The following is a 12,731-nucleotide window of genomic DNA, read 5'->3' on the forward strand; positions in this document are numbered from 1 at the left end:
CATGAAATCCGCACACCACTGCAGACTTCATGCAAGTCCTGTAAAGCAATGAGTGAATCCTCGAACCTTATCAGCAGATATTAGAATCCTCTGTAAGGAAGGAATTTAAGCTTTTTCAAAGAACCATTTTGGAATTTAGAGCTTTGAATATAAGAAATGAACGCAGCGTTAGCACCTTTAGCAGGTCCTTTAGTCAAGAAGTAGCCTACACCGTAAACTGGGTACTTTTTGCTTTTTACGTTAGTTGTTGTTGCAGCTACGCCGTTGTAAGAAAGAGCTTTAATGCTTCCTTTTACGTAAGCAAGGTCAACATAACCGATTGCATTAGGGTTGGATCCAACAGCAGTAGTCATTTCTCCGCTTTTACCAACCTCTTTGTAGTTTCCTTTTGTCATGAAGCTTTTGCCTTTAAGAGCTTTTGCCTGATAGTTTACACGAGTACCAGAACCTGTTTTGCGGTTTACAACAACGATTGCTGCATCCTTACCGCCAACTTGCTTCCAGTTTGTGATTTTTCCAGAGAAAATGCCTTGAAGCTGAGAAGTAGAAAGATTTTTAACTTTGTTAGATGTATGAACAATTGTAGCAAATGGGATTACCGCTACTTTGTAAGCAGTCAAGCCTTTGAATGCGTTGAATCCAGGAACAGCTTTCGTTGCGTCCCAGTCACAGGCACCGATTGTTGCGCTTCCTTTAGATACAGACTGAGGACCTGCAATAGAAGAAGAACCGGATACAGATACAGATACTTTTGGATTTGATTTTTTGAATTCTTTTGCACCTTGGGAAGTAAGGGGAAGAAGAGCTGTTGAACCAGCTACAACTACCTTTCCAGTTGCAGATGCAGCATTTGCTGATGTTGCGCCAAAAGTAAAACCTACAGATACAACTGCCGCTAAAGTAAGGGTGGATACACGTTTCATTAAATTCATTTGATTCATCTCCTGATTAAATTATTTTGTTACGATTTTAAAGCTTCCGTCTTTCCAAACAACCAGTCTTTCACCGTAAAGTCCTGGAGCTGTTGCAGCAACCTGTCCATCTTTAGATACCGCAAAAGAAGTGATTTCCAAAGGAGTAGACGCAATCTTCGTCAATTTCATGTCTGAAGGATTCACTTCATAGATAACAGACATGTTATTCTCTGAAGTTAAAATCATTAGCTTGCCTTCTTGAGTTACCGTTACAAATAAAATGTCTTTGTCTTTTACAAGCTGGCTGACTGTATTGTCAGCACGAACCATTGTCAGCACAGGCAGATCTTCAGAGTCTGGCATTGCGCTAAGGTAAACGATGCTTCCGTCTTTCAGGAATGCAGGGTATACTTTGTTATCTTTTGTTGTAGTGACTGCAGCTGCTGCAGGTGTTTTAGCCGTTAAATCAATCGTGTAAAACTGCGGCTCTGTGCCTTCTGTCAGGATATCCGTTACATCGGTTCCGCCATCGCCAGTATCCGTTGTTTTCGTTTCAGCTTCTTTACTTACTACATATAGAAGCTTTGATCCGTCCGCAGAAAGTCTAAGATCTGTTTTATAGATTTTAGTATCGGATGGAATTTCTTTTAGTGCTCCCGTCGCAATATCTACTGAAAATACTTTGTCGTTCTTTTCACCTTTAATGAAGTAAGCTTTTTTGCCGTCCTGTGCCCAAACGAAATCTACTTTAATGTCATCGTCTAAGCTAACGTATCTGGACGTGCCAGTTGTAAGATCAATCAGCGTGATGATGCCTGTTTCGTCAGAGTGGATTGCATACATTCCGTCTGGAGAAACCACCACATCTGTAGCGTTGATTGTACTCATTACTTTTCGTGTGTTCACGTCCATAATGTATGTGCGGGATGCATTTTCGTCTTCATTTGTAACCATCACTTGGGAACCAGCCCATGCCGGGTTATAAGTGTCACCGGAAACAAGCTTCGAAGTGAAAAGCATGTAGCTTCCATTTTCCGCTTTTTCCATTTGACCGCCGAGTGCTTTGACCATATCCATCAAATCGGCGTAAATCACACCTTTAACCGATACTGGATACACGGACAAATTGACAGTTTCTCCATTAGCTGTTATACTATTTTGGTGAATTTTAAATGTAGCAGTTTGTGAGCCTTTTTGAAGCGTCACAGCTGTACCCTTCACCGTAACCTTTGCAGAGTAAGCCTTTGCGATGTCTTGTACGGAGTACAGGTACTTACCATTTACACGCAAAGTTTTAGCTGAGTGAAGCTTGCCCTCTACATTCATCTTGGATGTGGATGTTTTAAACATTCCTTTTTCGGATATTAATAGATTAGCGTCTATTAATAGATCTCCGCCTAGCGCATGGACGAAATTCTTCGCTGCCATGAAGAGTGTCTTTCCTGCCATCGCAGGCGGATTTTCTAGCTTAACCTTTTTGCCATTAACGATTGCCTGGCTGGAACCAGATTTCACTTTAATGGTTTTCATGTCTTTCCCGCTGCCTTTGGAAACGACATAATATTGTGACTTCTTGTCATACATAACTTTTGCCGATAGAGCTTTTGCAAGGTCGCTTACAGAATGAAGCTTTGTTTTGCCTATGACTGCCGCATGAACAACTTTTTGCTTGCCGTTTACATATACAGACTCTTTCATCGTTTGCTGTACTGCACTTGCTGCCTGAGCTTCATTTATTGCTACAGGGGAAAATGCACTGCCTGCAAGAACGGCAGAAGCAATCACTAGGCTAGTAAATTCGCGTCTCATCCATTTTACCTCCAATTTTTTTGTTACTTTTGGCTGAATTGGGTCCCTCCTAATACTTGGTCACCTCCTCATTTTTTACCAACTACTACATAACAAGAGTAATTATATTCCCGTTTTGTTAAGGAAGTTTAATTCTATCTTTAAGATTGTAAATTTGTGGTGAATTTGATGTAAAAAATTGACGAATTGTTGTCAAATTTGTAACAATTCACTCTTTTTCTGATCGTGTCTATATACCTATAAAAAAAGACCGCCTTTTTCGGCGGTCTTTTTAGTCGATGAACATCTGGGTCCAATATTTCTCTTTATAACCGGTCCCAATCTGTGCGAATTCTTTTTTCAGGATATTGGCGCGGTGTCCTGGACTATTCATCCAGCCTTTCACCACATCATGAGCTCCTGTATATCCTTTGGCAATGTTTTCACCGGCATATCCATAGTTGACTCCAAACTTCTGCATCATATCAAATGGAGATCCATAGGTCGGGGAAGTATGGTTAAAATAATTTTTACTGTACATATCTTCGGATTTTTTTCTCGCTACACCTGATAGCTTCATATTCAAAGTATATATGGAAAGTTTATTCTTTACCCGTTCAAAATTGGTGAGCAGAAAAACTTCGTATTCAAGCTGGCTGATCCCCCGGCTTTTCGCATCAACCTTTACATATGTTTTTTTCTTGAGGCTTGATTCTGCTGCACGGAGATAGTTCCCTGCTACAGCAGGAATTGCTTCGTACTTTCCAGCCGCTTTAATGGCAGCTGCCCGCTCTGAGAGCCTCGATAGCTTGGCTATATCCGTACTTCCGCTTGCACCCCTTGTCAAATTGAGCCCAATTTTATAAATCAGCCGGTATTCGGAAATCTCGTAAATTACGCGTTCCTTCGCAATTTTTGCCGGCCTTATGTATTGCTTCAGTAAATTCTCTCTTGTACGTTGACCGGACACTCTGCCGATTGCTTTTTCAGCTTCGGCTATTTGAGCTGAATAGCTATCATAGGCGTCATTCATCAGATAAAGATCGCCGCTTTTTATGATTTCTTGAAAATAAGCCGTTTCGACCTTCAGCTTTTCACCCTCCTGCTTCGCAGAAGACAAAGAGTCAGCAGCCAGTCCCGTTTGGGGCATGGTGAAAAGGACAGCTGTAAAAAAAATAAATAAGAACGTTTTTGTGTATTTCATGCCTTTCCCTCCAATTCTATCAGTCTATTCATTATACCATCTCAAGAAATTGCCGGTCGTTTGCATTTTTTTACATTGTCATCAAAGCATTATTGCCTTTAGAATAATACGAGATCTTTTTGGCAAAATAACAACTAGCAGGTGATGATATGACAAAAAGAAGAATTCTGTATTTTGATTGGCTGCGTGTTCTGGCAACAATAAGCGTCGTTGTTCTTCATGCAGCAGCTCCATTGCTTTATGAGTATGATAAAATCCCTGATTATGAATGGTGGACCGGACATATATATGATTCCGTTACCCGCTGGTGTGTGCCGATCTTCTTCATGATGAGCGGAGCGCTCATGCTGAATCCTGCAAAGAAAGAGCCGGCGAACCTTTTTTTCAGGAAACGGGCTTCTAAAGTATTAATTCCTTTTGCCGCTTGGACTGTTTTTTATTTGCTCATTCAAATGAAAACGGGAGACATTGAAAGGACCCCAGCTGCTGCCGTAAAAGCCATTCTTTCCGATACGGTTTATTATCATCTGTGGTTTTTATATGTGATTATCGGATTGTATCTCATTACCCCAATCCTGAGAGTTTATATTTCCAACGCTTCAAGGAGGAATATCGAATTTTTCCTAGCCCTGTGGTTTGTTTGTACAGCTGGTTTCAGTCTGATCAGCAAATTTTTCGAAGTGAAAATGGGATTTGAAGCCTTCCCGGCAAGCGGATACATAGGCTATTTCGTATTAGGCTACTATTTTTACCATTACAGCTTTAGCAAGGCGGCTAAGAACATCTATTATGTGATTGGAATTGCCGGTGTGTGCACAACACTCCTGGTCACTCTGTTTTTAACAAAAGAGAACAACGGAACATTTGACGGGTTCTTCTATCACTACTTAAATATATCGACAATCTTTATGTCTGGTGCTTTCTTTATGTTTTTCAAAGATCTGCAGGAGAAGACAAACCCATCCAGCGGCTCTTACAAGTGGCTCAGCCCCATCAATAAGGCCAGTATGGGGATTTACTTGATCCATCCCTTTGTCTTCCTGCTGCTGGAGAAATTCCTGGGGTTAAACGCCTTTACATTTAACCCTCTATACGGGATTCCGCTCATGGCATTTCTGGCGATTTCCATTAGTTTTGTGATCACGAGGATTTTGCAGCGTGTGCCGGTTGTGAGGAGTATTGTTCCAAGCTAAAACGATAAGGGTAACCTCCATAGAGAGGTTACCCTTATTCATTAATTGCCCCCAAATACAGGCGAATAGGAAGTTCCGGTTTTTTTCACATAATACCCGCCGCCAATATCATAGCGGTCGTTTTTAATTTCGTGTACCCTGTAGCCGGTATTTGCAGGAAGGGTTTTTAACACTGTGCCGTTTGAACGGTACATGGTAAGAGGCTTAGCACTCTCCACATATCCAAGGAAAAGCTTGTAGCCATCCTTTTTGTACTTTACCTCTCCATTTTCCATTACAATCGTTAGCAGCTTGTCTTCAGAGGCATAGCCCGCAACTTTGTTTCTGCTATCCACTGCAACCGCCATCACGAGTTTTGTTTCTGCTGGGTCGTGTTTCACATACACTCCGCCGCCTACGTTATACGAGCCGTTATTTGTGCCGTATACCCTTAGGGCAGCACCTTTCGCATACGTTTTAAACGGCTGCTCCTTGCCGCTGACTAATTTATAGGAGCTCACATTTTTCAAAAGCTTGATCCTTCCGTATCCTTCTTTTCTATTCGGGTTGATCGATAGGGGATTTGCTGTTTCAATTCTGAGCGGTTTCAGGTTGGACGAAGCCATATAGCCTGTTTTGCCATTTACTTTTACATAATAGTAGCCAAACAAATTATTCCGGTTATCGTCTTCAAATAACTCATCACTTAAAATTTCTACCGTAGCATTCGGACCAATCTCAGCTAATTTAGGCATCTTCGTATTCGGTTCCTTGCGCAAATTGTTGATTGGCTCTTTCGTAATGACCTTATCTCCCTTATTTAAGTCACCTGCAGATGCTGTATATCCGTAAGCCCATTGCATAGGAGCATTACCAGGCTTCCAGTTTGGATCATAGTTCTTTACTGGGAATGGGGTTGTAACCGTATTACCAAATTGGCTCATGTTTTTATAAACTAATTCCTGATACGTAGATCCTGGATGTTGTGTCGGATCGTTTTTACCGGAATTCCCATTATAGTTCCGCACAGCAAAATACCAATGCTCAAGAATATAAGGAGATTGATTTTCAATAACAGGATTCGTTTTAATAGTATATTTCTCTTTCAGAATGCTGACGCCTTGATCAATATTATACGCAGCATCTGTTTTCAGGCGTTCCCGATCAATTTCAGGATGATCCCCGGGACTGAGGGTTACTTGCATAATACCGATTCCGCCATCCGATGTAACCAGCGGTGCTCCGTTTTTACATTGATACAAGCCTCCGCTTTCCTTAGAGGCAATTCCTTTAACGATTTCAACAGGTACATCATATTTTTTAGCTGCATCAGCTAACATATTTTTCATCTCAATGACCGAAGGCTCGCTGCATGAACCAGTTTCAGCCTGTACTCCTGCCGGTGTCCATAATAAAGATGCGGCTAGTACAGCTCCTGTTAATAATTTCACTATTTTTACCCCCTAAAGTTTCTTCTATCATTCTATCATGTAATAATTACCAATAATAGCAAAAAAATAAAAGCAGATGCTCATTGCAGCATCTGCTTTTCAGTAGAATTATAGGTTTAATTTCGCTTTAAGCGCCAGCTTGCGCTCTTTTAAATCGGCATTGATTTTAGAAAGACTGTGGTATCCGCCTGCATGCAGAGCGTTCCCGTCTGCTTTAATTTTAGAAGCACGCGTTTCCAGTCTTGATAGAGTTTCAAAATGTTCAATCGCCGTTTTTACAGATCCCTTAGCAATGAGGCTGTCAATATCATTCATGAGACGATACATGGATACCTCATATTTTGTTGTTTCACGGGCAATTTTCGCTTGGGTAACAAAGCGGTCATTGAACACTTTGCGGTTAGATGCACCGTACATTTTTCCAATTACACTTTCCGTTTTGCCAATTTTGTAGGAAAGCTCATCGTATAGCTTGTTCGTTTCAGCATCCAAACGCTGTCCGCTAATTAGTTTGGACGTGAGTTCATTTGTTTCTTTTTCAAGATCCATGCCCGTTTTTACAGCATCAATCACTCTTGCAGAACGATTCATGTATTCTGTAAAACTAGCATCCTTGCTTTTTGCCTTCAACCTATTGTATTCCCCGATTAAAGAAGAATCCAAACCGTTAATTTTATCGGCAGTCGAGTATTTGGACTGTAAATTGCTAGCTAGCTCTTTTGCAGATTGTGTATAGTTCTCAGTCGCAGCAGCTAGTACAGTTCCTAGCGTAGAATGTCTTTTTGCGCTAACGTATGCATTGCGCCAGTAGCTCTCTCCAAGTGAACTTGTCGTTACACCTTTTGAAGAGGATGCGTGAATGAATTGGTTGCCTCCAATATAAATCCCTACGTGGGAAACGGAAGGCTTGCTCATCGTTCTGAAAAATACGAGATCTCCAGGCTGTTTACTGGATACACTCTCCATACTGCTTGAATTGTACATTCCATCAGCCGTACGGGGTACGGATAATCCTGCTTTATTAAATACATAGCCTACAAACCCTGAGCAGTCAAAGCCGGATGGAGTGGTTCCTCCCCATTTGTACGGTACTCCTATGTATTGCTTGCTTATATTTATGATATTAGTTTCGAATGAAGTAGATGCAGCTTTCGCATCGTTGGCTGGCAGATACGAACTGAATAATAGAGATGTTGCTAATCCAAGAGCAATAATCGGTTTCTTCATGTTCTTCCTCCTTTGGCACAAGATTAGTATACATGACGGATGAAGGAAGTAGTATAACAGTTCTATTACATAATTCCGTAATGTTACAATAACATTACAATAAAGTGATTTTACGATTAATTATGTCACGTTTCAGCAAATTTTTTTGTCAAAACCCGGTTAAATAGGTGCTTTTAGAACCTAGTACTAAACGAGTCTCATACAAAAAGAGAAGGTCAAAAGACCCCCTCTTTTCATTATCTATCTAAGCTCATTTTCAATTTGTTTCAGTGTTGTTTCAAATCCCGGCAAATCCGGATATTTTCCTGGATACAATTGGTTTCCAGCTTTTTTTACAGCTGCTGATCTTTCAGTCAATCGGTCATAAAGATTAAACTTCTCTTGCAAAATGACCGGATCGGTTCCTTTTGCTTTCAATTCTTTAATTTCTGCTAGAAGACGGTAGCGTGATATTTCATAGATCACCGTTTCCTTGGCGATTTTTGCAGGAACAAGATATTTTTGTCCAAACAAGCTTCTTTCACTGCCGCCATATACTTTACCAATGGAAGCTTCTTCTTTTTTCAGCTGCCTGGAAAGCTCATCATAAGCGGCTCCAGTTTCATCATTCAGTGTTCCGTTTGCAGCAAATGACTGCAGCTCACTGCGCTCTTTATTTAGAAGATCCCCTGCTTTTACAGCATCAATAAAGTAGGCAGCCTGCAGCCGAATCTGTTTAGCATTCCTTACATTTTTCATGGCATTTTCTTTATAATAGGCAGGCAAATTAGAGGCGATGCCCTCTGCTCTTTTCACTTCATAATCGGACTGATCATACAGTTTTTTCATAGAAGCCGATATGTATAAGTTTGCTTGTGACTTTATGTTCGCTGTGTAATGCGGCTTTAATTTAAAACTTGACTGCAGATAGCTGTTTACTTGCGAAACCTGCTGATCATACGTTGAACCAACCCGCTGCTGGTACAGCTTATAGCCCTCTTTCGCAGCGTAGAGCCCTACATCTTTGTTTTCCTCCCATACCTTGCTGAAATTTTTCAGCGGAACACTCGTATCTCCTACAAATGGAGAGATTTCAAGCGTGAAAGCAGGGCGCTTGTATGTCTGCAGGAACCAGTCTGTAAATCCTCCTCCAGACGGGTTAGGTCCAGGATATACGAGCCGGTATCCAGTCATTCTTCCAAGCTGCTTCGCGTAGTTCAAATCGCGCGTATAGCGGGCACCGGTCTGGTAAAAATTCCAGAACAGGATTTCTCCGCTTGAATGATAGCTTAGCGACATTTCAGGGTCAATGTCCTTCATAAACCCCAGGACCACTTTGGTTTCAGCAGTCGATGCCGGGCTGTAGCCTTTAAAGTTTTCTGAAGCGGGCTTGCCCGGGCTGCAGCAGATCGACGACCATTTTGCATCATATTGACGGTTCAGGTCGACCCCTTTTGCGTTTGCTTTCCAGTGTTTAAAATCCGCGCTTCCTCCATTCATCTTTAACGCAGATGACTGACTGGAGGCCGGAAGTGATTTCACGCCATATTGCTGAAGTGAAACTCCGTCAGGATTCACCATGGGCATAAACCAAATCGTAGTTTGGTCTAAAATTGACTTAGCTGATAGGCCATTGATTGTTGAGTTACTGTAATAGGCTTTTGCATATTGATCAATCATCTTCATATTGAGACTGGTAGTCATCCACTCTCTCGCATGGTGTGAACCGTTTACAAAAACCTGCGCAGGGCCTTTCCCGATCGAGACAGCGTAAAGATCACGTCCATATTCCGATTTTCCAACTGATTTGTAGCTCACTAAGTGAGGATATGTAGCAGCAAGCGCTTGTAAATCCTTTTTCATTACATCATACGTATAGACCTGATTAGCATTGACAGAGAACGGGGCAGCAGAGGCTTTCTCTTCTGTGCCAGTGAAGCTTTTTGTGCCAGTGAAGCTTATGCAAAAAACAAAGGCGGCAATTATCCAAATTAATTTTCTCACTCTCTCGTTCCTTTCCGCTTTTTCTATCTCTCTAACAATCTACCATGAAACGGAGTCATTTCCAGACTTGACTTCAAAGGGCCGACCGTGTATTTAGCGGAGGAAAAAAAGAACCCGGGAACAGGGCTCCCGGGTTTTCATTAGTTTTTATTATAAATCATAGATTGCTTATTGTATTCTAGATAAAAACCATTTCCTATATCTAATTTATTACCATCGACATTCAGAATTTCATATTCCTCTCCCGCCTGCAGCTTCATGACAGGAAGAGCTTCCCCATATTGGAACATCATCGAGTCTGATGTAAGTTCGACAGTTCCTACATAGTAGGACACATCACTTGTTTTTTGAACTTTGTAGCCATTTCCTACATCGTAATATAGACCGTCATAGCTATAAACCCGAATTTCCTCACCAGGCTTAATCATCCTGAACAATTCTCCGTCCGGTTTCATAATCGGTGCTTCTGTAAGAGTTAATACTCTTCCCACATAGGTGGAAATTTTATGCGGCTCGTTGTAGAAGTAATGGTCATTTCCTACGTGATAGTAGTTTTTATAGGTTCCATACACACGGTAGAAAGCTTTACCAGGCAGCTGTTTAACCGGCACCATGGTATTTCCTTCTTTTTTGTACAGCAGCAGCGGCTGTTTAGAAAACACTCGTGCAACCGGGAATGGTGAATCGGATGTTAAGACATTTGGTATCTTAATTTCACCCGGTTTTAACACATGCTCTTCTGTTAAATCATTTGGATTCAGCCTCCAGAGATTGGAGCGGAGATTATAATACAGATTCCCTTTATTATCTTTTGCCAAGTCGAACACATCACGTGTATCGTAGCTTGTAATTTCCAGTGTATTTGTATCAACCTTAAACAGCATTCCCTGGAAGGTTCCGTACAGATCTCCGGAAGGATCCTGCATCAAGCTCTCTGTCTTGTACATTCCCTGGATTTGGTTAGGTGTGATGGGATAAAGATTCGGCATCCCTTTGACTGGATCATAAACGAGAAGCTTGTTATCCACAATGCCCCACAGTCTTCCGTCTGCAGTCATGGTCAAAGCAGAAATCTTAATCGCATACCCGCCGGGAAGTTCGATTTCTTTTTTAGCATAATTCGAGCTGTTTGTATCAATCGCAAACAATTTGGCTGTCTCTTTTGAGAGATTTCCGCTGCCGTCATAAGCACTCGTTCCAAGGTACAAGGTTTGGGATTGATTGTTATAAACCATGGCCGATGCACTTTGCTCGTATGGAAGGGATTCCTGATGAACAATTTGCTGCTGATTTAAGTCATACGATAGGAACATACCGGACTTCTGCCCGCGTTTTGGAACCGTTCCCGTATAGAGTCTGTTTCTTTCCTGGTCAGTGGCCATAGCCTTCGGACGATCCTGTCCATCTGCTCCAAGGTCCATAATTTTTCTTGGATTGCTTCCTGCAGCCCATTCCTTAGTTGTATCGTATTCATACACAAGTGCATCCGGATAGACACCAAAAAACATCTTCTCATTCATGGATGTCATGTCCTCAACCTGTCCAAGACCCTCATACATCTTAGTTGTATCGGTTTCTGGATTATACACTCCAAGTTTTCCGGAGATGAATCCTGAACTGTAAATGTTTCCGTTGACCCCGTTTCCTACACTGTAGATTTCTACAGCCTGCGCAGGGAGCTTTAAGGAAGAAAGTTTAAAGCGATCTTGTGCAAGGTTATATTCATAAAAGCGGCCGCTGTTTCCAGCCAGGCCTACAAGCTGGGTCTGTCCATTTACATTAAGAATATCCAATGATACGGCGCCTGCACGGGATAAGTTCGAGTCTAACTCCCGGCTGCTTCCGTCTGTTGGATTAAATTCAAATAATTTTCCCTGGGCACTGTAAAATACGTTCTGGCCATTCCAGTTTTCTGATACTCCTCTGGAGTCTGCCGGCAGAACATGCTCCAGCTGATTGCTTTCCTGATTCAGGACGAGCAGTGTACTTTTGTTTTCCATTTTCGCATATACTTTTCCGCCCGCCAGGTCCAGATCATAAACAGAGGCGGCAGATTTATATTCTTCAGGCAGAATATCTGTTTTTTCATTTGTATTCAGGTTCCACTTAATAAGAGCTGCCGGAGAACCGAGGCCCACATATAATGTGTTATTGTCTTCATCATATTCAACACTTCTTGCGTACTTGCGTCCATTCATGACAACACCAAGGCTGTCAAACCCTTTGTCATCACTATATGTAAAGACCGTTCCGCCATATGAAGTTACACCAAATACCCGATTTTGCTTCGTATCATACGTTAAATCCCAAATGGTTGTATTGGATGCTGAGGGTTCTTTACCCAAGTCTGAAAGCTCTTTTGTATCAGGATTATAACGGTAAAGATTTTTGTTAGGAGTAGATCCCAGCCAAACCTGACGATCCGGACCAACCTCAATTGACCAGGCTGCAGTAGCATCAGTCAGAGTCTCCATATCAATCACTTGCTTCGTCTGTAAATCCATAACAACAAGCTTAGCAGGCTCACCCTGCAGCAGTGCATAATAAAGCGGACGTCCATACTGATCCTGTCCGGCTTCACCTCGTATTACATTTACATATTGAACTTGCGGACCAATATTTTTATACGGTCCTTCCGTGGCAGATGCGGGGAATGCGAGCAATGAAATGAGGAGCAGGGCAGATAATGACATACGAAGTAACTTCACAATAATATCCTCCAAAACCTTTCTTTAATCCAATTTCCCTCCCAGAAAATCCGATTATTTCTCTAATATGTATATTCTACCAAACGTTAGGATTTATGTCTTAGGAATTTGGAAAATCACTTTAAAATTATTGGGAGGAAATGTATACTTTTAAAAATATCAAATTCAGGTAAATTTTTCACTTCGGGGAGTTTAAGGTTTTGTAAAGATGCCACATAAAAAAACCCCTCACACTGATGTCAAGAACAGCATGAGGGGCTCCCGCTTTATGAAAATTTGAAAGG

The 12,731-nt window shown here is 41.6% G+C and carries 8 protein-coding genes; 1 reads left to right on the forward strand and 7 read right to left on the reverse strand.

Going from position 1 to position 12,731, the window contains the following annotated elements; all coding sequences use genetic code 11:
• Positions 1–80: 80 nt before the first annotated feature.
• The 3 genes from WCV65_RS18935 to WCV65_RS18945 all read right to left on the reverse strand — a co-directional run bounded on the left by WCV65_RS18935 (position 81) and on the right by WCV65_RS18945 (position 3,906).
• Positions 81–932, reverse strand: a complete 852-nt coding sequence (locus tag WCV65_RS18935) for a phosphate ABC transporter substrate-binding protein (protein ID WP_197491587.1) — start codon at positions 930–932, stop codon at positions 81–83.
• A 21-nt stretch (positions 933–953) separates the two neighbouring features.
• Positions 954–2,723 (reverse strand): stalk domain-containing protein, encoded by a 1,770-nt coding sequence (locus WCV65_RS18940; RefSeq protein ID WP_338778659.1) that lies wholly within the window; start codon positions 2,721–2,723, stop codon positions 954–956.
• Between the two features lie 271 nt (positions 2,724–2,994).
• Positions 2,995–3,906, reverse strand: a complete 912-nt coding sequence (locus WCV65_RS18945; protein ID WP_338778661.1) for a CAP domain-containing protein — start codon at positions 3,904–3,906, stop codon at positions 2,995–2,997.
• A 149-nt stretch (positions 3,907–4,055) separates the two neighbouring features.
• On the opposite strand from WCV65_RS18945, the gene WCV65_RS18950 reads away from it, so the two are divergent.
• Positions 4,056–5,099 (forward strand): acyltransferase family protein, encoded by a 1,044-nt coding sequence (locus WCV65_RS18950; RefSeq protein ID WP_338778662.1) that lies wholly within the window; start codon positions 4,056–4,058, stop codon positions 5,097–5,099.
• 41 nt (positions 5,100–5,140) lie between these two features.
• Here WCV65_RS18950 and WCV65_RS18955 read toward each other — a convergent pair whose 3' ends face one another.
• The 4 genes from WCV65_RS18955 to WCV65_RS18970 all read right to left on the reverse strand — a co-directional run bounded on the left by WCV65_RS18955 (position 5,141) and on the right by WCV65_RS18970 (position 12,447).
• Entirely contained in the window at positions 5,141–6,529 is a 1,389-nt protein-coding gene (locus tag WCV65_RS18955; RefSeq protein ID WP_338778664.1) for a transglycosylase SLT domain-containing protein, read from the reverse strand.
• A 108-nt stretch (positions 6,530–6,637) separates the two neighbouring features.
• Positions 6,638–7,756 carry an NlpC/P60 family protein gene (locus WCV65_RS18960; RefSeq protein ID WP_338778666.1) on the reverse strand — a complete coding sequence of 373 codons (1,119 nt, stop codon included), beginning with the start codon at positions 7,754–7,756 and terminating at the stop codon, positions 6,638–6,640.
• A gap of 240 nt (positions 7,757–7,996) precedes the next feature.
• Complete coding sequence (locus WCV65_RS18965) at positions 7,997–9,739, reverse strand: M14 family zinc carboxypeptidase (RefSeq protein WP_338778668.1); 1,743 nt, start codon at positions 9,737–9,739, stop codon at positions 7,997–7,999.
• A gap of 140 nt (positions 9,740–9,879) precedes the next feature.
• Positions 9,880–12,447, reverse strand: a complete 2,568-nt coding sequence (locus WCV65_RS18970; protein WP_338778670.1) for a hypothetical protein — start codon at positions 12,445–12,447, stop codon at positions 9,880–9,882.
• Positions 12,448–12,731: the final 284 nt, after the last annotated feature.

The organism is Metabacillus sp. FJAT-52054, from assembly GCF_037201815.1.
Classification (GTDB): Bacteria; Bacillota; Bacilli; order Bacillales; family Bacillaceae; genus Metabacillus_B; species Metabacillus_B sediminis.

What these genes read in the sequence shown, in the direction of transcription:
- WCV65_RS18935 (WP_197491587.1), bottom strand. Translation starts at nt 932, where the DNA reads ATGAATTTAATGAAACGTGTATCCACCCTTACTTTAGCGGCAGTTGTA.
- WCV65_RS18940 (WP_338778659.1), bottom strand. Translation starts at nt 2,723, where the DNA reads ATGAGACGCGAATTTACTAGCCTAGTGATTGCTTCTGCCGTTCTTGCA.
- WCV65_RS18945 (WP_338778661.1), bottom strand. Translation starts at nt 3,906, where the DNA reads ATGAAATACACAAAAACGTTCTTATTTATTTTTTTTACAGCTGTCCTT.
- WCV65_RS18950 (WP_338778662.1), top strand. Translation starts at nt 4,056, where the DNA reads ATGACAAAAAGAAGAATTCTGTATTTTGATTGGCTGCGTGTTCTGGCA.
- WCV65_RS18960 (WP_338778666.1), bottom strand. Translation starts at nt 7,756, where the DNA reads ATGAAGAAACCGATTATTGCTCTTGGATTAGCAACATCTCTATTATTC.